The 21,427-nt window shown below is 44.8% G+C and carries 19 protein-coding genes; 11 read left to right on the forward strand and 8 right to left on the reverse strand.

All coding sequences use genetic code 11. The features are described 5' to 3' along the window. Window positions 1–23 precede the first annotated feature (23 nt). The 3 genes from CIK04_RS20360 to CIK04_RS20370 form a co-directional block, all read right to left on the reverse strand. Window positions 24–119: a MetS family NSS transporter small subunit gene (locus CIK04_RS20360; protein WP_017422301.1), complete on the reverse strand. Its 96-nt coding sequence runs from the start codon at window positions 117–119 to the stop codon at window positions 24–26. A gap of 2 nt (window positions 120–121) precedes the next feature. Then, window positions 122–1,582, reverse strand: a complete 1,461-nt coding sequence (locus tag CIK04_RS20365) for a sodium-dependent transporter (RefSeq protein ID WP_011080809.1) — start codon at window positions 1,580–1,582, stop codon at window positions 122–124. Window positions 1,583–2,036: 454 nt separating this feature from the next. Then, complete coding sequence (locus tag CIK04_RS20370) at window positions 2,037–2,630, reverse strand: hypothetical protein (RefSeq protein WP_026060840.1); 594 nt, start codon at window positions 2,628–2,630, stop codon at window positions 2,037–2,039. A 125-nt stretch (window positions 2,631–2,755) separates the two neighbouring features. On the opposite strand from CIK04_RS20370, the gene CIK04_RS20375 reads away from it, so the two are divergent. Continuing rightward, on the forward strand, window positions 2,756–2,848 hold the full coding sequence (locus CIK04_RS20375) for a YnhF family membrane protein (RefSeq protein ID WP_026060839.1): 93 nt from the start codon (window positions 2,756–2,758) through the stop codon (window positions 2,846–2,848). Between the two features lie 15 nt (window positions 2,849–2,863). Next, window positions 2,864–4,042: a patatin family protein gene (locus CIK04_RS20380; protein ID WP_017422298.1), complete on the forward strand. Its 1,179-nt coding sequence runs from the start codon at window positions 2,864–2,866 to the stop codon at window positions 4,040–4,042. A 32-nt stretch (window positions 4,043–4,074) separates the two neighbouring features. On the opposite strand, the gene pyk is transcribed toward CIK04_RS20380, so the two are convergent. Further along, complete coding sequence (pyk, locus tag CIK04_RS20385) at window positions 4,075–5,523, reverse strand: pyruvate kinase (RefSeq protein WP_097353060.1); 1,449 nt, start codon at window positions 5,521–5,523, stop codon at window positions 4,075–4,077. Window positions 5,524–5,792: 269 nt separating this feature from the next. Between pyk and CIK04_RS20390 the strand changes: the two genes are divergently transcribed. Both CIK04_RS20390 and CIK04_RS20395 read left to right on the forward strand, forming a co-directional pair. Continuing rightward, the gene (locus CIK04_RS20390; RefSeq protein ID WP_011080805.1) at window positions 5,793–7,010 is read left to right on the forward strand and encodes an ROK family protein; all 1,218 of its coding nucleotides are present in this window, start codon (window positions 5,793–5,795) and stop codon (window positions 7,008–7,010) included. Between the two features lie 182 nt (window positions 7,011–7,192). After that, window positions 7,193–8,134: a chemotaxis protein CheV gene (locus tag CIK04_RS20395; protein WP_017422296.1), complete on the forward strand. Its 942-nt coding sequence runs from the start codon at window positions 7,193–7,195 to the stop codon at window positions 8,132–8,134. Window positions 8,135–8,194: 60 nt separating this feature from the next. Here the strand turns inward: CIK04_RS20395 and CIK04_RS20400 are convergent, their stop codons facing one another. The 4 genes from CIK04_RS20400 to CIK04_RS20415 all read right to left on the reverse strand — a co-directional run bounded on the left by CIK04_RS20400 (window position 8,195) and on the right by CIK04_RS20415 (window position 14,240). Further along, window positions 8,195–11,269: an error-prone DNA polymerase gene (locus CIK04_RS20400; RefSeq protein ID WP_039547520.1), complete on the reverse strand. Its 3,075-nt coding sequence runs from the start codon at window positions 11,267–11,269 to the stop codon at window positions 8,195–8,197. 15 nt (window positions 11,270–11,284) lie between these two features. Further along, on the reverse strand, window positions 11,285–12,682 hold the full coding sequence (locus tag CIK04_RS20405; RefSeq protein ID WP_176463390.1) for a DNA polymerase Y family protein: 1,398 nt from the start codon (window positions 12,680–12,682) through the stop codon (window positions 11,285–11,287). A gap of 2 nt (window positions 12,683–12,684) precedes the next feature. Further along, window positions 12,685–13,368, reverse strand: coding sequence for a translesion DNA synthesis-associated protein ImuA (gene imuA / locus CIK04_RS20410; RefSeq protein WP_097353058.1), 684 nt, complete (start codon window positions 13,366–13,368; stop codon window positions 12,685–12,687). Between the two features lie 128 nt (window positions 13,369–13,496). Further along, complete coding sequence (locus tag CIK04_RS20415; RefSeq protein ID WP_013572058.1) at window positions 13,497–14,240, reverse strand: YciK family oxidoreductase; 744 nt, start codon at window positions 14,238–14,240, stop codon at window positions 13,497–13,499. 130 nt (window positions 14,241–14,370) lie between these two features. Between CIK04_RS20415 and sohB the strand changes: the two genes are divergently transcribed. The 7 genes from sohB (at window position 14,371) to pyrF (ending at window position 20,990) form a co-directional block, all read left to right on the forward strand. Continuing rightward, window positions 14,371–15,432 (forward strand): protease SohB, encoded by a 1,062-nt coding sequence (sohB, locus tag CIK04_RS20420; RefSeq protein ID WP_039451644.1) that lies wholly within the window; start codon window positions 14,371–14,373, stop codon window positions 15,430–15,432. A 192-nt stretch (window positions 15,433–15,624) separates the two neighbouring features. Beyond that, window positions 15,625–16,305, forward strand: coding sequence for a (d)CMP kinase (cmk, locus tag CIK04_RS20425; protein WP_011080798.1), 681 nt, complete (start codon window positions 15,625–15,627; stop codon window positions 16,303–16,305). A gap of 109 nt (window positions 16,306–16,414) precedes the next feature. Continuing rightward, window positions 16,415–18,085, forward strand: a complete 1,671-nt coding sequence (gene rpsA, locus CIK04_RS20430) for a 30S ribosomal protein S1 (RefSeq protein ID WP_017422289.1) — start codon at window positions 16,415–16,417, stop codon at window positions 18,083–18,085. Window positions 18,086–18,335: 250 nt separating this feature from the next. Then, complete coding sequence (gene ihfB, locus CIK04_RS20435) at window positions 18,336–18,617, forward strand: integration host factor subunit beta (RefSeq protein WP_008078046.1); 282 nt, start codon at window positions 18,336–18,338, stop codon at window positions 18,615–18,617. A 138-nt stretch (window positions 18,618–18,755) separates the two neighbouring features. Beyond that, complete coding sequence (locus CIK04_RS20440) at window positions 18,756–19,022, forward strand: LapA family protein (RefSeq protein ID WP_011080795.1); 267 nt, start codon at window positions 18,756–18,758, stop codon at window positions 19,020–19,022. A gap of 15 nt (window positions 19,023–19,037) precedes the next feature. After that, on the forward strand, window positions 19,038–20,207 hold the full coding sequence (gene lapB / locus CIK04_RS20445; protein WP_011080794.1) for a lipopolysaccharide assembly protein LapB: 1,170 nt from the start codon (window positions 19,038–19,040) through the stop codon (window positions 20,205–20,207). Window positions 20,208–20,291: 84 nt separating this feature from the next. Beyond that, entirely contained in the window at window positions 20,292–20,990 is a 699-nt protein-coding gene (pyrF, locus tag CIK04_RS20450; RefSeq protein ID WP_038964552.1) for an orotidine-5'-phosphate decarboxylase, read from the forward strand. Window positions 20,991–21,427: the final 437 nt, after the last annotated feature.

Below are 21,427 nucleotides of genomic sequence, written 5' to 3' on the forward strand. Positions count from 1 at the left end.
ATTATCGAGAAATAAGAGACAAGTTATTGTTTGTCCATCGCTCGTTTAATACAGATGGCTGCACCACCCCAGGTAATGCCAAGGCCAATCAGCATCATGATTATTGCACTCGTCGCCATAATTATGCTTCCTTACGATTTGTTGCGTTGATAACAAAGCCCATCACAAACAGCGCTGCGATAATTGCCCAGCCAAGCGTCAAGTCATAACCACCGTAGCCTTCGGTAAACAGCGTCATCAGCTTGGTGGCTAGAATCACAGCAAGAACCGCTGGGGTAATGAATTTCAGGCAAACATCGAACCAAGTGCCAATCGTGAAATCGGAAATCTTGTTCACGTATTCGCGAACATCGGCCACTTTGTTGAGCAGCCACGCCATTAGTACGATTTCAACTAAACCACCGGCCATGATACCGACGTTGTTTGCAAAGTGATCAACGAGATCGAGCAGTAACAAACCACCATTGGTTGCAAATGCCATAGAGACAACCAGTCCACTACCGATGACAATAGTGGCCGCTTTTTTACGGCTCCAGTTTAGCTTGTCGATAAGCGCAGAAGTGACCGCTTCCATGATTGAAATGTGCGAGCTTAGACCTGCCACCACCAATGCTAAGAAGAATAATGGACCAAGGATGTAAGGAGCGGGTAACAAGTTAATGGCTGCCGGGATCGTAACAAATGCGAGGCCCACACCAGCAGACACCACTTCCGTGATCGGTTTGCCTTGTTCTTGCGCCATATAGCCAAGTACCGAGAAAATCATAATGCCCGCAAGAATCGAGAAACCACAGTTGATTAATACGGTCATGAAAGCATTATTTGTGATGTCCGATTTCTCAGGTAGATAGCTTGAATAAGCCAGCATGATGGCAAAACCAATACTGAGGGTAAAGAAGATCTGCCCGTAGGCTGCCGCCCATACTTTAACGTCCCAAATCTTGCTAAAGTCTGGCTCAAACATGTAGTTCACACCATCCAAAGCTCCGGGTAAGAAGATCATACGACCAATCAGCAGCAGTACCATGATGAAAAGAATCGGCATCATGATCTTCGATGCTCGCTCAATACCAGATTTTACGCCACCCACGATGGCGGCATAGGTGATCCCCCACGCAATCAGCATTGCCAAAGCAATTTTCCATTGAATGGAACCTAGATTGGTTGGTGAGTTATCGCCAAGTGCCAGATATTCACTGAAGAAAAAGGCGTTGGTATCGCTTCCCCAACTTTGTGTAAATGACATGCCAAAGTAAGAGATTGCCCAGCCAATAACGGCTACGTAGTACACTGCAATAACGGCCGCTACGCCAACTTGGAACCAACCTAACCATTCAAATTTAGGGTGGATTTTACCTAAGGTTGCTGGCGCTGAGCCGCGGTATTTTTGTCCCATACTGAACTCTAGGATCATAAAGGGAATACCTGCGGTGATCATGGCAAAAAGGTAAGGAATAAAAAATGCGCCGCCACCGTTCTCGTAAGCCATATATGGGAAACGCCAAATATTGCCTAAACCGATCGCTGAACCGACTGCCGCTAAAATAAATCCCGCTCGGGATCCCCATTGTTCTCGCTTCATAACTAACTCCTTTACGACTCCCTGAGGAATGAAGCTTTTCTCTTTGAATGACGAGTATGTATGAAAAACGGTCTTTCATACTGTATTCGAGCAATTAACCTAATGTTAATGTCATTGTTAGTTTTTGTGTCGAATCAAGAGAGAAAATTCAGAATTAAATTCCAATTTATTTAATGTGTGTTTGCGTTGGTTGAAATATTCAACTGTCGCGTAAGGTGGAGAGTAGCGATTTATTTTGCGTTAAGCAACAGAATGTAATTGTTAAATTTGGATTTATATTTGGTTTTCATTTTGCTTTTTGGTGTGTATGCAAAGTTAAGTAATGGTGTTTTGTGGTCTTTTTAGTGGAATGTGTTGGTTTGTTGGTTGTTGCTGGGGGATGTTACTTTTTTGAACATTTAGGGCGTATAACTGATTTTTATACGCCCACCAGAATATTTTTGTTGTATTAATGTTAAAACTTGAAGGTTAATCCTAAATTAGATTGAAATTGGTTTACCCAATCGGTCTCAAATTGAATGACACAGTTTTGTCCCGTGGTGGGCACAACGCAAGCGGCGCTTGAGTCATTGTCGACCACTGTTCCTAGCCAACGAATTTGGGCTGAAATCAGCAAATTACTGGTAATTGGGTATTCAATTCCGCCAAAGATACTGGTGGAGAAACCAACTTTGTCATCTGCCCAATCTACATCAGCGTAAGAGGCACCGAGTCCCATACCGAGATAACTGCTTAAGCCAGAATCTGTTGGATAGTAAATGCTGCTTTGGAAGTATAAATAGTGGAAACCATAATCTTGTTTGATGACATCCACTTCCGAGCTTTGATAGGAGTAGAACAGACCCACTCGTCCCTTATCCAGAGGGGTTTCGATGGCGATGGCGTAGTTTGGTGCGGCATTGAGATCGAATGTGTTCTGATTTTCATCTTCAACAGCACCACCAAAGGTATAACCAACAAAAGGCGTTACAATCAGTTTGTTGGCTGATGCCAGTGGCGCAAACATAAGTAAGAGTGTGCAACTGAGGAGGGAGAGATGTTTCAACATGATAAATTCCTTTTTCGCCAACTATTTATTTGTGATGCTAACGTCAAATTTGTATGACATCTTTAGACATTTTCCAGACATCCCCCATACTACTGTTATTACTTTGTTACAAGTTGGAGGTGTTTATGGAACACGATCTAAAAGCAGCCCTAATCATCACAGCAACTGTCTTTGCAGTTCTACTCTCTTTTGGTTTTATTGCGATCACTGCCGCTTAAATTTAGGTAACGCCGATGGCAATAAACAGTGGTATTGTCACGAACAGTTACACCAATCTTGACATAGAGCGGTACGCCAAATACCAACAGGGAAAAACATCTTTGGTTGCCCAAGGGGGTGGCCAAAGAGGTATTTTTACTGCTGGTGTTTTAGATGCTTTCATCCTCTCTGATTTTGACCCTTTCCACGAGTTCTATGGTACCTCTGCTGGCGCTTTAAATTTGTGTGCTTACTTGTGTCGTCAGCATGGATTAGGAAAAGCCTTCATACTCGATCTCACCACGGATTCTGAGTTTTTTAACCTATTTGGTTACATTCGGCAGAAGCAATATCTGGGTTTAGAATGGGCATTGGATAAAATTCGCTCTTATCCCTATAAGTTGGATCTTGATCTTGGTGAAACCATATTGGGTGAACGACAAGCGTATGCTTCGGTGACGGAAACATCGACATTAACTGACCGTTATTTGCCAATGTTTGGTCCGATATGGCACGACACCATGCTGGCAACGTGTGCCATTCCTAAGCTATATGCGAAGCCTGTGATGATCAATGGTACCGAGTATGTGGACGGTGGGGTATCGGCGTCTGTTCCGGTTCAGGAGCCGTGGCGACGTAATGCCCGTTCTATTGTGGTGATCCGAACCGAACCGTTTAGTGCAACCGAGAATACTGCGCCTCTTAATCTTAATGAGATGAAACCGAGAGAAGCTGATTGGTTTCGTAATTCATTCGGTAATGTGCAGTTGAAATGGCAGGATAGGGTGAGCCGCTGGCGTGAAGATTGGAGCTTGTTCTTTCAACAACAAATTGCCGATTCTCAAGCAACTCCCGATCACAAATTTCGCTTGTTGAACGGGGGGCGTTGGTTATTTGGTGCCGATAACATCTACCGCCTTAGCCACCTGATTGGTGACAATTTTGATTCGGGATTAGCCGATATGCTGATGGTGCATTATCAAACGTATTCGTTAACCCGAGATTTTCTTGCTAAGCCACCTGACGATACGTTTATCATTCAAATTACACCGGATGCGCCACTGCGATCCAGTTCATTGCTCAGTGGGCGAGACGAATTGCTGTTTGATTACGATTGTGGTGTGCAGGCCGGTTATCGCTTTATTAAACAGTATCAATTGGTTAAACAGCAAAGAATGCTGTCACGGTTGAATCAGACAAATGACAACCGCTGAAGGGCGGTTGTCATTATCACTAATGAAGATATTTAGTCGAAAACAGGCAGGATTCTCATGCAGTTAGTCGAGCCTTCAACATCCATGATGTCCCCCTGTGTGATGATCACTAAATCCCCAAAATCGAGCAGTTTTTTCTTTCTAAGCGTGCTCAATGCGGCCATTGCGACATCAAATCCAGTTTCTACTTTGGTATCAAAAAATACGGGGGTGACGCCACGATAGAGAGAGCAGCGATTAAGGGTTCGCTCATTAGGCGAAAGCGCAAAAATGGGCAGTGTTGAGTTCAATCTTGACGTCATTAATGCGGTTCTTCCCGATTCAGTCAACGTAACCATCGCTTTGACACCTTCCATATGATTTGCGGCGTAGATTGTCGACATTGCAATGGTTTCTTCGGCGGTGACAAAGGATTTATCGATGCGATAATTCTGGCTGCCCGGTTCCCAAGTTTTTTCTGCCCCAATGCAGACTTCTGCCATAGAGCGCACCGTTTCAACTGGGTATTTACCAGCGGCGGTTTCCCCTGAAAGCATCACGGCATCGGTGCCATCTAGTACCGCGTTGGCTACGTCCATGACTTCTGCTCGAGTGGGCATTGGATTCTCAATCATTGATTCCATCATTTGTGTTGCCGTGATGACGACACGATTGAGTTCTTTGGCTCGTTTGATGAGTTTTTTCTGTACACCGATCAATTCCGGATCGCCGATTTCTACCCCTAGATCGCCACGAGCAACCATAATGACATCGGAAGCCATAATAATATCGTCGATGTTTTCATCGTTTCGAACGGTTTCTGCTCGTTCAACTTTGGCAACAAGTTTGGCTTCCAAGCCGGCATCTCTGGCCAAGCGACGAGCGTAGTCCATGTCGGCACCATTACGTGGAAAGGAGATCGCGAGATAATCGACTTTGATCTCGGCGGCGAGCAAGATGTCTTGTTTGTCTTTTTCCGTCAGAGCGTCAGCAGAGAGTCCGCCCCCTTTTTTATTGATACCTTTATTGTTTGACAGTGGTCCGCCCACAATCACACGAGTGTTCACCTTGTTACCATCGACTGTCAGTACTTGCAGTTGTACACGTCCATCATCAAGCAGCAGAATATCTTCTGGCCCCACATCCTGAGGCAGTGCTTTATAGTCTAATCCCACTGATTTCTGATCGCCTTCGCCTTTGGGCAAGTCGCTGTCTAAAGTGAAGAGGTCACCCACTGAAAGGAAAATTTTCCCTTCTTTAAAGGTGGATACTCGGATCTTCGGGCCTTGCAAGTCACCTAAAATAGCCACTTGTCTGCCAAGTTTAGCGGCAATATTTCGTACTTTTTCTGCGCGAGTTTTATGATCCTCTGCGCTGCCGTGAGAAAAATTCATCCTGACCACATTCGCGCCGGCTCGAATAATTTCTTCTAGTACATTATCTTTGTCAGTTGAAGGACCTAAAGTGGTCACGATTTTTGTTCTTCTTAATGGCTGAGTCATAGCTTCTCCTGCGATAGACGTATGTCATAGATAGTTATACAGAGAAGCGTGGTCTCTTTGCTGTTGACTTTCCACAAAATTCAGAAATTTTTTCAAGAAAAATAAGTTTGAGGTGATGCGATGTGTCGCCGACTAAATGATGGATATTTGATTCGATACACAAACATTCATGTTTATACGTGATGCTGGTCACGGGGATTTATCAATTCACTTCACAATTACTTCGCAAAGTAAAAAAATTGCTCCGTTATAGAATGTTGGAGTGCAAGATGTACATGGCTCAACCGGGCCATATTGATCATATCAAACAGGTCAATGCTGGTCGTGTATACAAACTAATTGACCTTAAGGGTCCAATCTCTCGAATCGATTTGTCAAAAGAAAGCGAGCTGGCACCGGCGAGTATTACGAAAATTACCCGTGAGTTGATAGAAGCACATCTTGTGCACGAAACTACCGTGCAAGAAGCGATTAGCCGAGGAAGACCAGCGGTCGGTCTTCAAGTGAATAATGCTGGATGGCAATTTCTTTCGATGCGGCTTGGACGAGGTTATCTCACCATTGCACTCCATGAATTGGGTGGTGAAGTCCTGATCGATACAAAAATCGATATCCACGAAAGGGATCAAGATGACGTTCTTGCTAGACTCCTACACGAAATCGAAGAATTTTTCCAAACCTACGCCGATCAACTGGATCGTGTAACCAGTATCGCGATTACGTTGCCTGGTTTAGTCAATTCAGAACAAGGCATTGTGCTGCAAATGCCGCATTACAATGTTGAAAACCTTGCTCTCGGTCCAGAGATTTACAAAGCGACGGGGCTCCCGGTTTTCATCGCCAATGACACACGAGCTTGGGCTTTGGCGGAAAAACTATTTGGTCACTCTCAAGGTAACGAAAACTCGGTGCTTATTTCGATCCACCATGGTTTAGGTGCCGGTATCATACTTGATGGACGGGTATTGCAGGGCCGTCATGGGAACATCGGCGAATTAGGTCATATCCAGATCGATCCACAAGGCAAACTTTGCCATTGTGGCAACAGAGGGTGCCTTGAAACGGTCGCAAGTTCTAAAGCCATTCGTGAAGAGGTAATGGAACGCATCGCTAACGGAGAGTCGTCCATTCTCGAAGAGCTGGAAGACGTCACAATTGAAAGCATTTGTGAGGCCGCAGCGAATGGAGATGCATTAGCTGTGGATGTCATTGAGAAACTCGGCCGCTATCTCGGCTCGGCGATTGCGATTGTCATTAACCTATTTAACCCAGAAAAAGTGCTGATCGGCGGTGTAATCAACCAAGCGAAGGAAGTTCTCTATCCGGCTATTCGACGCTGCATTGAAGAGCAAAGTTTGCCTGTTTATCACCAAGATCTTGAACTGGTGGAATCGCGTTTCTATAAACAGGCAACCATGCCAGGGGCGGCATTGATTAAGCAGGCGCTTTACGATGGTTTGCTATTAATGAAAGTGGTCGAAGGTTAATTCCCAACTCGCGGCAAACCTGGAGCTTCTCCAGGTTTTGTTTTATTCAGCCTTGAAATCAGTGACCTGCCTATCTCAATTGTCCCTCATCAATTGATCTCTGTTTTTCATTCATGTACTTTTGCCATGACTTATGTTTTTTAGGCTATTTTTAATAGAGTTTTAACCCATTAGGATGTTGTATGTCTGGAGTTTTAAATACTGTAGACCAGCGAACCAATTTGGTTGGTGAAAACCGTCTGGAACTTCTGCTGTTTAGTTTAAATAGCCGTCAGTTATTTGCGATCAACGTATTCAAGGTGAGGGAGGTACTGAAAGTGCCACCGCTGACCAAGTTACCTGGCGCTCACGCAAACATCCGAGGCGTCGCTTCCTTGCGAGGTGAGCCAGTTCCGGTTATTGATCTTAGACGCTCGATAGGTTTCCCTGCCTCGAAATTAGAAGGGCAAGAAGAGAACCTCATTATTACCGAATACAACCGATCCATTCAGGGATTTTTGGTTGGCCAAGTGCGCAATATTATTAATACCGCTTGGACGGAAATTCAGCCGCCGCCGAAGACGTCAGGGCGCAGTAATTATTTAACGGCGATTACCCATGTGAAAGAGGGGAAAGAGAGCAAAATCGTCGAGATTATTGATGTTGAAAAAGTACTGGCAGAAATCATTGATTACGACGTAACGATTTCTGAAGGCATTTTGGATTCGAAGCTGTCGAATGAAATGGTGGGGCGTAAAGTGTTAGTGGTGGATGATTCGTCTACGGCACGTAATCAGATACGCGATACTTTATCTCAGCTTGGCCTTCATATTATTGAATGTTGCGATGGCCTAGAGGCACTGAATCTGCTCAAATCTTGGTGTGATGAGGGCAAGGATTTAAATAAAGAGTTGCTGTTAATGATCACCGATGCGGAAATGCCAGAAATGGATGGTTATAAACTCACACACGAAGTGCGCAGTGATCCGCGTATGTCTAAGTTGTTTATTACGCTCAATACATCATTAAGCGGCAGTTTCAACGAAGCGATGGTACAAAAGGTAGGGTGTGACCGATTTATTTCTAAGTTCCAACCAGATCTACTGGTGCAAGTCACCCAAGATCGCTTAAGAGAAATCATTTAACGGTGGTTAAAAGGAGTGAAGATTCACTCCTTTTTTATTGCCTTTGGTTGGCATTTTTTCTTAATGAAACTCACGAGATTTTGGACTTAAACCCGAAAGCTTCTCCGTCAGATCAATCAATCTTCCTGCGATCACATGTATGACGTCTCCTTCGCGCTCCAAAATGCCTTTCACCATTAACAGTCTCGCGGTTAAGTAGGCTTGCTTTTGTGCTCTTGAGGTTGCCTGCCAGACCACCACATTAATATTCCCCGTGTCGTCTTCTAAAGTGAAAAACGTGACACCCGCGGCGGTTCCGGGAGATTGTTTTCCGGTCACCAGCCCGATCACCGTCACCAATGAGCGATGAGAGCATTGGTTTAATTGGTTGGCGCGCGTAAAGCGTGTTAAGCCGCCCGCTTTTTCTAGCAGAGCGACGGGATGCTCAGCCAAAGAGAGCCCTGTTGCCGCATAGTCCTCTAATGCATTTTGATAATCGCTTGGCTTCGTTAAAGGGTTGTTGCTTATGCTGGGTAATGTTTGGAATAAAGGCAGTTCATCAAGGTTGTCCATCACCTGCCAGCGAGCTAAATAGCGATTGTCAGCCAATTGATAAAACGCATTAGCAGAGGCAAGGCTCTGGATATCTTTTGCCTGACGCAGGATTTGTTTCACTTCGCTTATGCATTGGTAGCCTTGTGCGGGGCGGTGAGTCAGTAGGCGAGTGATGCCTTCGTGGCTTAACCCTTTGATCAGATTGAAACCAAGGCGAATGGCTAACTCGCCGGATGCTAACGTCACCAGTTGATGTTCTGCATTAGAGAGATTGACACAAATGGGTAGCACAGCAATACCATGCCTTTTGGCGTCTTGCACCAGCTGTGATGGGCTATAAAAACCCATGGGCTGGCTGTTGAGTAGCGCAGTATAAAACTCAGCTGGGTAGTAGTGTTTTAACCAAGCAGAGCAATAGGCTAAAACTGCGAAGGAAGCGGAGTGGCTTTCTGGAAAACCGTATTCACCAAAGCCGCAAATTTGCTCAAAGATACGTTCTGCAAAGTCTAACTCATAGCCTCTTTCCAACATGCCATTGATTAACTTTGTTTTGAATTTGAAGACGTGACCGTTTTTTTTCCATGCCGCCATAGCGCGGCGCAATTGATCGGCTTCTCCGCCGCTGAATCCCGCAGCCACCATCGCCAATTTAATCACTTGTTCTTGGAAAATCGGTACACCGAGTGTTCGTTCTAATACTTCTTGGACGTGTACCGATGGATAACTAATCGGCTCCTCTCCATCACGTCTTTTTAGAAAAGGGTGGACCATATCACCTTGAATCGGGCCTGGGCGGACAATCGCAATCTGAATCACAAGATCGTAGTAACACGCAGGTTTAAGCCGTGGCAACATACTCATTTGCGCTCGAGATTCAATTTGAAAGACGCCGATAGTGTCGGCTTTTTGAATCATCTTGTAGACGGCTTGGTCATCTTGGCGGCGAGTAATGTCGGCAATAGAAAGTCGTTGTTGGTGATGTTGCTCAATTGAGCGGAAGCACTTACGGATTGCGGTAAGCATACCAAGAGATAAAACATCGACTTTCAGTAACTTTAGGCTCTCAAGATCGTCTTTATCCCATTGGATAATGGTGCGCTCAGGCATGGCGGCATTCTCGACTGGAACCAGTTCGTATAGTGGCCCAGAAGAGATAACAAACCCACCCACATGCTGTGAAAGATGACGAGGAAAACCAATGATTTCTTCGACTAACTGAATAAAGTGTTGCCCTTTGAGTGAGTCGGGTCTTAAACCCAGTTCGACGAGTTGTACTTGCCAGCCAGCCTGGCGATCACGACGGTTGATGTTCTTCAAGAAAAAATCGAGCTGTGTTTCCTCGATACCCAAGGCTTTTCCTACCTGTCGAACGGCACTTTTGAAACGATAGGAGATAACCGTCGCTGCCAGCGCGGCTCTTTGGCGACCATACTTTTGATAGATATATTGAATGACTTCTTCACGTCGCTCGTGTTCGAAATCAACGTCAATATCTGGCGGCTCATCACGCTCTTTACTGATAAAACGCTCGAATAGTACCGCGATCTGTCTAGGGTCAACGGAGGTGATCTGTAAGCAATAGCAGACGACGGAATTGGCCGCCGAACCTCGGCCTTGGTAGAGAATGCCTTGCTGTTTGGCAAACATGACAATGTCATGGATAGTGAGGAAGAAAAATGGGTATTTTTGCTCTTTAATCAGGGCGAGCTCTTTTTGAATCGTTTGCTCGATAGCGTTAGGGACTCCTTCAGGAAAGCGCTGTTTCTTGCCCTGTTCGACAAGATGTTCGAGGTAAGAGTCGGGTGTGTAGCCATCAGGAATCAACTCGCTTGGGTATTCATAGCGTAAACTGTCAAGGTCAAAACTGCATAGGCTGGCGATATACAGACTCTCTGCTAGCCACTGAGGTTTGAACAGCTTGCGGAGTTTCTTCTCCGAACGCAGAGACTGCTCTGCATTGGTCAATAACTGTGTGCCCAATTGTTCTACCGTACAACCTTGGCGAATGGCGGTGAGCGTGTGCTGTAGAGGTAATCGCTCGGGTCTGTGCATTAATACTCCACCGCAGGCTGTGATGGGCAAATCAAACTGGTTTGCCAATGTTTGGCAGTGATGAAGGTAATGTTCATCATCATGGCGAAGATGGCGCTGTAAGCCAAGCCAAAGACGTGATTGTTGATAACGAGAAAGCCATGTCGCCCATTGTTCATCGCTCGTTTGCCCTGTCGGAAGCCAGATGAGCAAGCAATGTTTTATCGACATGACATCCCACTGCGACAGTTGGTATTGACCTTTTTCACAACGTCGACGAGCGTTGGTGATGATTCGACATAATTCAGCGTAGGCTTCGCGGTTGGGGCAGAGCAAGACAAACTGACATTCTGTATTGAGTTTAAAAAAGCTACCAACGATTTGTTTGACCGAAAGTTGATGTTGCTTAATGGCACTGTGGGCTCTTACGATGCCTGCCAGTGAGCACTCATCCGTGATCGCCAGCGAGTGGTAGCCTAAAAAATTCGCCTGCACGATGAGTTCTTCAGGGTGAGAAGCCCCCGTCAGAAAAGAGAAGTTGCTTTGGCAAAAGAGTTCAGCGTAAAACATAACGACCTTCATTGATTAACAAAATAAACCGTGTAAAAACCACTGCTTTTTTTGATCGCGAAATACCCAAAGCCACTGGCCTTGATCGGTTCTCGCAATGAAATAATCACGCATGATCTCATCGCCATCCCACCAACCACTGACAATACGTTCAGGACCATGTATCAAAGAAACATGATGCTGCAAGGGCTCTGGTGTAGGGAGTAAAAAACTTGGGCGTAGTAGCTGGCATTCAATCTCTTCGCTTGGAGCTTCCGTTAATGTTGATTGGTAACGGGTTGCTTTTTCTGGTCTAGGATCATGATTCAAGCTCAAAGTGGCTATGGAATCTGCGCCTAATTTTGCTTGCAACAGTGAGTACAACTCGAGGCGAGAGAGTTGCCCAGTTCGATGAGAAAAGAGATCCGTTGGGTGAGCGTTGGGCTCTCCTTCACGGATGACCTCTAGTTGCAGACGTGTAACGGGAGCCTGAAGAACCGTGGATTCTAAAGTTAGAGCGGAGAGCTTTCGCCATTGTTGGCTACGATACTCACCTTGCGCGGAGTGAAGAGAAATAGCCTCGCTTAAGTCATTACGTTGGAATAAGGTGAGTTGCAGCTCATGCGCGGTTTTATTGCGTATGGTGAGGTAGCTCTCTAACTGCCTAAATAGCTTCTCTAGCGGCTTTTCCAGCCATTGGACATTGTCTAACTCAAACAGCAGTTCTAATTCCTGTTTAAAACGAGAAGGTGGATGATAAAAGTCCACTGGGTGCTTGAGTTGGCCAGTTAACTTTCCAATGTAATTAACCAGTTCGATATCGAAACGTCGAGCGAGCTCTTGTAAAGGAAGCGTCAGCAGTGCATCGAATGTATGGATACCAATACGTTGCAGTTTTTCGATAGTGGTGGCTTTCAATTCGCTAAATGTGAGTGGGTGTTTTTTTACTTTTGTGAGTAGATCCGTTTGGTTGTCGCTAATGATCGGATGTCCTGCCTTGGCAAGTAATTTCGCCGATAGGGGAGAAAACCCCGTCGAAGCGTGGTAGCTGACTGCCAGTGTCGCTAGGTGCTCACTGAGAGTGTGCCAGTAATTATCAAGCCCTTGATAGAGATTCAGCATATGGCTGACACGTACCCATATACCACTCGGAGGATCTAACACGAGGTCAGCCGTCATAAAATAGAGCCATTGTGCGATCTCTTTGAGTTTGCGATGTTCCAATTTTTCATCATAAACAATAACTTGTAGCTGGGAGCAAAGTGTTGCGGCACTGGCTAATCCCATACCGACAGCAAGACCCACATCTGAGGCCAAATCGTTTATTTGAACCACTTGGTGTGACTGAGGATGCACCACAGCAAGGGGATGTTGTGTCGCCAGCATAGAGTCTGTTTGCAGTCGAGGAAACGACAGATATAACCATAAGTGCATGTTCACCCCTGCATAACGGCAGGAAAAGGAATGACAGTGTGGTTTGGTATTTGGCTTGCCAGTGTCAGCTGGGGATACTGACGGTGGTAATCAATATCAACAGCTCCTTGTCCCCATCCCCCTCGGCGTTTTAAGAGTTCGACATGTATGCCGTGCTCGGTAGGCGAAAGACGCAAGCTTAAGGACAGTGGTAAAGAAAGGCGATGTGATTGATAAGGGCGGAACATAAACAGTACACAACCCCCTTGCTCGCTGGCCATTTGTAAGCGTTTGACTTGATGAATCTCCATCTCATCTTGCCAAAGGATAACGGTACGACACACTCCGCTTTTTAGGCATTGCTCGGTGGCCCATAATGCTTCTTTGGTTGACACTGAGTGGATCACGAGACAATTGGCTAAGGGAAAATCCATATTACGCCAAAAAGCGGCATTCAAAACGGCAGGGGGATGGATCAGCACGATCAGATCCTGCTGCTGTTTAAGATAATTAGCCAGTAAGCGCAATTCACCGATGCCGAGTGCAGATTCCATTTCCACCACACCATGCTGTGGGAATCCACCACCAAGCAGTTTATCTAACTCATCAATACCAGAAGTTTGGTAACGAGATTCATTAGCGCACCTTGTTGAATTTGCATGCCAAATCAACTGTTGGTTTTTTAAGGTCTGAATGATGTTCTGCATAATAAAATACCTGTATATACATACAGTATATTTAACTACCAGAAAGGCGCAAGATTTTTATCGTACAGAAAATGAAAAAAGGCAGCGTTTGCTGCCTTTCTAATCAATGGAAGTAGCGAGAATCTGCGCTAGCGCTTTGGTTGTGCGTCAATGCATTGGCCATTCACGTCAGTGGTTGCAGGATCCATTAAATGGAGATAAAGCGGCATCAAATCTGCTGGTGTTTTCAGTGTATTTGCATCTTCACCAGGGTAGGCTTTTTCGCGCATTCGTGTGCGTGTGGCACCTGGATTAATGGCATTAACACGAATTGGAGAATTGCTGAATTCATCGGCTAGGATCTGCATCATACCTTCAACCGCAAATTTAGAAATGGCGTAGGTACCCCAAAATGCGCGGCCAGAATGGCCTACGGTGGATGAGGTGAATATGATGCGACCCGCTTGTGCTTTACGCAGTAATGGCAATAACGCTTGGGTCATCAAAAATTCGGATTTGACATTGATTTGTAAGATGTCATCAAAGTCTTCTTCGCTGATTTGATCGAAAGGACTTAAGGTGCCCAAGACGCCTGCGTTATGCAGTAAACCGTCCAAGCGACCAAATTGGCCCTCAATGGTTTCAGCCATATCGATGTAGTTTTGTTTGGTGGCACCTTTGAGATCAAGAGGGATGATTGCCGCTTGTGGGTAACCAGAGGCTTCTATTTCATCGTAGACGGATTCAAGGTTCTTAACGTTACGGCCTAAGAGAATTACGGTGGCACCATGTTTTGCGTAGGTCAATGCAGCTTGACGACCGATGCCAGCACCAGCACCCGTCACCAGTATAACTTTATCTTTCAGGGCATCTGTAGAGATTGAATAATCCACTGTGCTCAATCCTTATATTTCTATTTGTTCTATCCTGCGTTGCAAAATCAAACAGATATGCAACGGAAAGTCTTGGTAATCGTGACAAGATGGTTACAATACACCAATTCACACTCTAGGGGATATTACATTGGAATTTTTATTAGATTACGGCTTGTTTTTAGCGAAAGTCGTTACCTTTATTGTGGCCGTTGTCGTGTTACTCATACTGGCCAAATCTGTGAGTGGAAAATCTTCCGCAATCAAAGGCGAGTTAGAAATTACCGACTTGTCGGAGTTGCACAAGAGCAATGTTGAACACTTGGAGCATTATCTTCACGATGAGGCTTATCTCAAAGCACGTCATAAAGCTGAGAAGAAGGAAGAAAAAGAGAAAGATAAGCTGCGTGAAAAAGAGATAAAAAAAGCCGCCAAAGAAGGTAAATTGGATCACAAGCGTGAACCACATCTGTTTGTCTTGGATTTCAATGGCAGTATCGATGCGAAAGAAGTGAAATCATTACGCGAAGAGATCACCGCCATTCTAGCCGTTGCAGGGGAAGGAGATGAAGTATTGCTGCGTCTAGAATCTGGCGGCGGTATGGTTCACGGTTATGGCTTGGCCTCGTCACAATTGGATCGTATTAAAGCCGCGGGATTACCGCTCACTATTGCGGTTGATAAAGTGGCAGCCAGTGGGGGTTACATGATGGCTTGTGTTGCGGATAAAATTGTTTCTGCCCCTTTTGCCATCGTTGGCTCAATCGGTGTCATTGCCCAGATTCCAAACTTCAACAAGCTATTAAAGAAGCATGATATTGAGTTTGAACAAATGACGGCCGGTGAATACAAGCGCACCTTAACTATGTTTGGTGAAAATACCGACAAAGCTCGAGAGAAATTTAAGCAAGAATTGGAAGAAACGCATGATCTGTTTAAAGATTTTATTCGTGAACGTCGCCCTGAATTAGAGCTTGAAAAAGTCGCAACAGGGGAGCACTGGTTTGGAACGCAGGCTCATGCGTTAGGATTAGTGGATGAGATTGCGACTTCCGATGATCTCATTGTCGCGGCATGCAAAGAAAAAACCGTTCTGGCAGTACATTATGTACAAAAGAAAAAACTGGCAGATAAATTAGCCGGTAGCGCGGCAAAAGTGGCAGACAGTGTGATTCTTAAACTGGCTGAGCGTGGACAAAAGCCAATCGTTTAATGCGTACGCGCAGGCTGCCATCATTACGGCGAAGGTTTTCACTTTCGCCGTTTTTCATTATGGTCGATTAGATCGTCAATGTAATCGATTACTTAGGGATTTCTCCTCGCCCCAATTAGCGATTCCCTTTATAATACGCGCCTCTGAAACTGGGTATTAACCCGAGAAAGAAAACAAAAGGTGGAGAAAAACATGTCGTCTCAGACTCCGGTAGTGACCGTAGATGGACCAAGTGGTGCGGGTAAAGGTACCCTTTGCATGCTGCTGTCAAAGAAACTCGGCTTTCAATTATTAGATTCTGGTGCGATCTACCGCGTACTAGCACTGGCTGCTATTCATCATGGCGTAGACACAGAGTCTGAAGATGCATTAGTCCCACTTGCCACTCATTTGGACGTACAGTTTGTTGCTGAAGGCGACTTGGTTAAAGTGATTCTTGAAGGCGAGGATGTCTCTAAAGAATTGCGTAAAGAAGAAACGGGCATGGCGGCTTCAAAAGTGGCAGCATTGCCTCGTGTTCGTGAAGCTTTGCTGCGTCGTCAAAGAGCATTTGAAGCAGCGCCTGGCTTGGTGGCCGATGGCCGTGATATGGGAACGGTTGTTTTTCCAAATGCCAAAGCTAAAATCTTTCTTGATGCGAGCGCGGAAGAACGTGCACATCGTCGCCTTAAACAGTTGCAAGATAAAGGGTTAGATGTTAGATTTGACGACCTTTTAAGCGAGATCCAAGAGCGTGACGATCGCGATCGTAACCGCCCAGTGGCACCATTACGCCCTGCAGAGGATGCGCTTGTGCTAGATTCTACCTCGATGAGTATCGACGAAGTGGTCGAAAAGGCACTACAATATATCGAATCTAAGCTGGCTGAGTAATTTCACTCAGGCAGGTAAGAACGTCGATCGCAAGGATGATGATTGGCGAATTTAATAACCCCATGCGGTAGGATACCCATGGAAGTTTAATTTTTTGAAGATTAAATAAATGACTGAATCTTTTGCTCAACTCTTTGAAGAGTTTCTAAACGAGACTGAATTCCAACAAGGTACTATCGTTAAAGGTACTGTAGTAGCTATCGAAAACGGCTACGTTCTTGTTGACGCTGGTCTTAAGTCTGAGTCTGCAATTCCTGCTGAACAGTTCAAGAACGCTGCTGGCGAACTTGAAGTTGAAGTTGGTTCTGAAGTAGACGTTGCTCTGGACGCTGTAGAAGACGGTTTCGGTGAAACTCAACTTTCTCGTGAGAAAGCGAAGCGTCACGAAGCTTGGATCGTTCTTGAGAAAGCTTACGAAGAAGCTGCAACTGTTGTTGGTATCATCAACGGTAAAGTTAAAGGCGGTTTCACTGTTGAACTAAACGGTATCCGTGCTTTCCTTCCAGGTTCTCTAGTAGACGTACGTCCTATCCGTGACACTGCTCACCTAGAAAACAAAGAGCTAGAGTTCAAAGTAATCAAGCTTGACCAGAAGCGTAACAACGTAGTTGTATCTCGCCGCGCAGTTATCGAATCTGAAAGCACAGTAGAACGTGACGAGCTTCTAGAAACTCTACAAGAAGGTTCTGAAGTTAAAGGTATCGTTAAGAACCTAACTGACTACGGTGCGTTCGTAGATCTAGGTGGCGTTGACGGTCTTCTACACATCACTGATATGGCGTGGAAGCGTGTTAAGCACCCATCTGAAATCGTTAACGTTGGTGACGAGATCCTAGTTAAAGTTCTTAAGTTCGATCGTGACCGCACTCGCGTTTCACTAGGTCTTAAGCAGCTAGGTGAAGATCCATGGGTAGCAATCGCTAAGCGTTACCCAGAAGGTCACAAACTATCTGGTCGCGTAACTAACCTAACTGACTACGGCTGTTTCGTTGAAATCGAAGAAGGCGTTGAAGGTCTAGTACACGTTTCTGAAATGGATTGGACTAACAAGAACATCCACCCATCTAAAGTTGTTAATGTTGGCGACGAAGTTGAGGTTATGGTTCTTGAAATCGACGAAGAACGTCGTCGTATCTCTCTAGGTCTGAAACAGTGTAAAGCTAACCCATGGCAGTCATTCGCTGAAGCTCAAGCTAAAGGCGATAAAGTAACTGGTAAGATCAAGTCAATCACTGACTTCGGTATCTTCATCGGTCTAGACGGTGGTATCGACGGTCTTGTTCACCTATCTGACATTTCTTGGAACGTAGCTGGCGAAGAAGCGGTTCGCGAATTCAAGAAAGGCGACGAAATCTCTGCAGTAGTTCTAGCAGTAGACGCAGAGCGTGAGCGTATCTCTCTAGGCATCAAGCAAATGGAAAACGACCCATTCAATGCTTACGTTGCTGACAACAAGAAAGGTGCTCTAGTTAACGGTACTGTAACTGCAGTTGACGCTAAAGGCGCAACTATCGAGCTAGAAGATGGCGTAGAAGGTTACATCCGCGCGTCTGAAGTTTCACGTGATCGCGTTGAAGACGCAACACTGATCCTAAGCGTTGGTGACAAAGTTGAAGCGAAATTTACTGGTGTTGACCGTAAGAACCGCGTAATCAACCTTTCAATCAAAGCGAAAGACGAAGCTGAAGAGCAAGAAGCAATGGCAAGCATCAACAAAGCAGACGATGCTGCGTTTGGTAATGCTATGGCTGACGCTTTCAAAGCCGCTAAAGGCGAATAATAGACGTCTTAAAAAAGGAGCCGAAAGGCTCCTTTTTTTTACACGAAAGTCTGCTATAAGTTTTAATGGTGACTGTAGTAGTAATTTCACTGAATATTGCCGCCTAGCTTTTGGCTGGGGCTTAAATGAAATTTCCCCAAAAGGATTACATCCAAGTAGCGGATTTTTCACTACAATTTGTAGCAAGTATTTGGTGTAATTGATATTACTTACTATAATAAGTGATAAAAATGACTCGAAGAGGGAAACTATGACTAAGTCTGAACTGATTGAAAGACTCTGCGCTGAACAGACACATCTTTCAGCCAAAGAGATAGAAGATGCTGTCAAAGATATTTTGGAGCATATGGCTTCAACCTTAGAAAGCGGTGATCGTATCGAGATTCGTGGTTTCGGTAGTTTCTCGCTTCATTTCCGTGAACCGCGTGTTGGTCGTAATCCAAAGACTGGCGATAAAGTGGAACTAGAAGGTAAATACGTACCGCACTTCAAGCCAGGTAAAGAGTTGCGCGAGCGCGTAAACATTGGCTGATTTACATAAATCGTGATTTAAAAGCGGCATACCTAGAGTATGCCGCTTTTTTATCGTCAGATAATTGTTATTATCCGTGGTCGGCAGGTGGGTTTTCCTGCATAATTGTATCGGCTGATATCTTCAAGGTGATGACAGATGAAAATTATAAAAATCATTGCTGTAATAGCTCTCTTTCTTATTGCACTGGCGTTAGGTTCTCAGAATCAAGAAGTTGTTACTTTCAACTACTTACTGGCAAAAGGGGATTTTCATTTGTCCACTTTGCTGGGTGGTGTGTTTGTCGCAGGCTTTGCATTGGCGTGGGCTATTTTTGCTAGCTTGCAGTTTAAGATGCGATTAAAAATCAGAAAGCTAAACAAACAGATCAAAAAGCAAAGCACACAGGTCGAAAAACAAGCGTAAGGGCGAATCGGTTTAATGCTTGAATTACTCTTCTTGTTACTTCCTATTGCCGCTGCGTATGGTTGGTATATGGGCCATCGCAGCGCACAGGATGACAAGCAGAAGCACTCCAATCAGATCTCTCAACAATATGTGACGGGGCTGAACTTACTGCTGTCTGATCAATCGGACAAAGCGGTAGATCACTTTATTGAGTTGCTTCAAGTCGATAACGATACGATTGATACTCATCTGGCGTTAGGAAATCTCTTCCGTTCTAGAGGGGAAGTTGATCGTGCCATTCGTATACATCAAAATTTGATTTCTCGTTCCGGCTTGACCATTGAACAAAAAAACATCGCGCTACAACAGTTGGCGAAAGACTATATGGTGTCGGGTTTTCTGGACCGCGCGGAAAAAATATTCGAGCAGTTAGTTGAAGAGCCAGAACATCGTGATGCTGCTTTACAGCAATTAGTCTTAATCTATCAGCAGACACGAGAGTGGGACAAAGCGATTCACTATGCCCACCTTTTAGTGAAGACTGGAAAAAAATCGATCAGAAAAAACATCGCCCATTATTGGTGTGAGCTAGCGATGTTAGAACAAGCGGATGGCAATAAAACCAAGTCCATCAGCCATTTCAAAAAAGCACTGCAAGAAGATCCTAAATGTGTGAGAGCATCGATTTCTCTTGGGCGTATTTACCTCGAGATGGAAGAATATCGCAAGACGATCGAGTATCTAGAACATGTTCTAGAACAAGATGCGGATTTCGTTAGTGAAGCGTTGCCTATTCTTGCTGAGTGTTACCACCATCTAGGCCAAGAAGATCAACTTGTCGAATTTCTGCGCGCGTGTATTAGTAAAAAAGCAGGTGTGTCTGCTGAGCTAATGCTGGCCCAACTGGTTGCACATCACGAAAGTGTTGGTGCTGCCCAAGAGTTGTTAACAAGGCAATTAATTAAAAACCCGACGATGAAAGGTTTTTATCGATTGATGGACTATCATCTTGCAGAAGCGGAAGATGGAAGGGCCAAAGAAAGCTTAACAACGCTGCAGGCAATGGTCGGAGAGCAGCTTAAAATTAAGCCTCATTACCGATGTCGCAAATGTGGTTTTTCTACGCATTCCCTTTATTGGCATTGTCCTTCCTGTAAAGGGTGGGGGACGATCAAGCCAATCCGAGGATTGGATGGCGAATAGTTTCAATGCAGCTGACAGAGTTTCTGTTCGCTGCATTTTTTTAACCTTTTATTTAATAAGAACCAAAAACAGTTAGGAGATGAAATGATCGACCAAAAAGTTATTGTCGCACTGGATTACGATAATAAAGCCGATGCACTGGCCTTCGTAGATAGAATTGATCCTGCGTCATGTCGCCTAAAAGTAGGCAAGGAAATGTTTACGCTATTTGGTCCTGATTTCGTACGTGAGCTTCATAAACGTGGTTTTTCTGTCTTTCTAGATCTGAAGTTTCATGATATCCCAAATACATGTTCAAAAGCCGTTCGAGCAGCCGCTGAGTTGGGTGTCTGGATGGTGAATGTACATGCAAGTGGTGGCGAACGGATGATGACAGCATCTCGTGAGATTCTTGAACCTTATGGTAAAGATCGCCCGTTACTGATTGGTGTGACCGTACTCACCAGCATGGAGCAAAACGACCTAGCTGGCATTGGTTTGAACGTTGCACCACAAGATCACGTAATTCGCTTAGCTACGTTGACGAAGAATTCTGGTTTGGATGGTGTTGTTTGTTCTGCTCAAGAATCCTCGCTGCTGAAGAATGCGCTGGGCAAAGAGTTTAAATTGGTTACGCCGGGTATTCGCCCACTCGGCTCAGAACAAGGTGATCAACGTCGTATCATGACACCACTTGAAGCGGTACAAGCAGGTTCTGATTACCTTGTTATCGGACGGCCAATTACGCAGGCAGTAGATCCTGAGGCAGTCTTGCAAGCTATAAATACAAGCCTAACCAAATAGCTTGAGCTCATAGATTGATACTTATGCTGTTTTTATTGTGATGCTTGTCGCAAAATAAATGGCGCGTCATGAAAATATTTATATTGAATTTTTATGCACTTTTTGTGACTATCAAAGAGTGCATTTTTATTTGATAGGGCAAGTAAAATCAAATGAATTTTGGATTGTTGAGTTTTCTATTGGTTCGGTGAATGGGTTTGTTATGCGGTAAAGTGAATGGGAGTCGACTATCTATGCATGTTTGGATCCGTAACGCGCTCTATATTAGAAAAGCCGAATTTGATATCACCCTAACATTTGGTTTTTAATTGATGCTTGTGTGTTAATTATTCGTAATCATAACCACACTTTCATACGTTTTACCGTGTGATTAACTAAAAAATATATGTAAGACAGAGCGTTCAAATGTTGCGGATTGTAACTGAGAACATACTTAT

The sequence above is a fragment of the Vibrio sp. 03_296 genome (assembly GCF_002265885.1).

Excerpts from the sequence above, each read along its gene's own strand:
- CIK04_RS20365 (WP_011080809.1), bottom strand. The coding sequence starts at position 1,582 with ATGAAGCGAGAACAATGGGGATCCCGAGCGGGATTTATTTTAGCGGCA.
- CIK04_RS20390 (WP_011080805.1), top strand. The coding sequence starts at position 5,793 with ATGTACATGGCTCAACCGGGCCATATTGATCATATCAAACAGGTCAAT.
- CIK04_RS20370 (WP_026060840.1), bottom strand. The coding sequence starts at position 2,630 with ATGTTGAAACATCTCTCCCTCCTCAGTTGCACACTCTTACTTATGTTT.
- CIK04_RS20400 (WP_039547520.1), bottom strand. The coding sequence starts at position 11,269 with ATGTTTTACGCTGAACTCTTTTGCCAAAGCAACTTCTCTTTTCTGACG.
- CIK04_RS20440 (WP_011080795.1), top strand. The coding sequence starts at position 18,756 with ATGAAAATTATAAAAATCATTGCTGTAATAGCTCTCTTTCTTATTGCA.
- rpsA (WP_017422289.1), top strand. The coding sequence starts at position 16,415 with ATGACTGAATCTTTTGCTCAACTCTTTGAAGAGTTTCTAAACGAGACT.
- CIK04_RS20375 (WP_026060839.1), top strand. The coding sequence starts at position 2,756 with ATGGAACACGATCTAAAAGCAGCCCTAATCATCACAGCAACTGTCTTT.
- CIK04_RS20395 (WP_017422296.1), top strand. The coding sequence starts at position 7,193 with ATGTCTGGAGTTTTAAATACTGTAGACCAGCGAACCAATTTGGTTGGT.
- lapB (WP_011080794.1), top strand. The coding sequence starts at position 19,038 with ATGCTTGAATTACTCTTCTTGTTACTTCCTATTGCCGCTGCGTATGGT.
- CIK04_RS20380 (WP_017422298.1), top strand. The coding sequence starts at position 2,864 with ATGGCAATAAACAGTGGTATTGTCACGAACAGTTACACCAATCTTGAC.
- pyrF (WP_038964552.1), top strand. The coding sequence starts at position 20,292 with ATGATCGACCAAAAAGTTATTGTCGCACTGGATTACGATAATAAAGCC.
- CIK04_RS20360 (WP_017422301.1), bottom strand. The coding sequence starts at position 119 with ATGGCGACGAGTGCAATAATCATGATGCTGATTGGCCTTGGCATTACC.
- ihfB (WP_008078046.1), top strand. The coding sequence starts at position 18,336 with ATGACTAAGTCTGAACTGATTGAAAGACTCTGCGCTGAACAGACACAT.
- CIK04_RS20405 (WP_176463390.1), bottom strand. The coding sequence starts at position 12,682 with ATGCACTTATGGTTATATCTGTCGTTTCCTCGACTGCAAACAGACTCT.
- imuA (WP_097353058.1), bottom strand. The coding sequence starts at position 13,368 with ATGCAGAACATCATTCAGACCTTAAAAAACCAACAGTTGATTTGGCAT.
- cmk (WP_011080798.1), top strand. The coding sequence starts at position 15,625 with ATGTCGTCTCAGACTCCGGTAGTGACCGTAGATGGACCAAGTGGTGCG.
- pyk (WP_097353060.1), bottom strand. The coding sequence starts at position 5,523 with ATGACTCAGCCATTAAGAAGAACAAAAATCGTGACCACTTTAGGTCCT.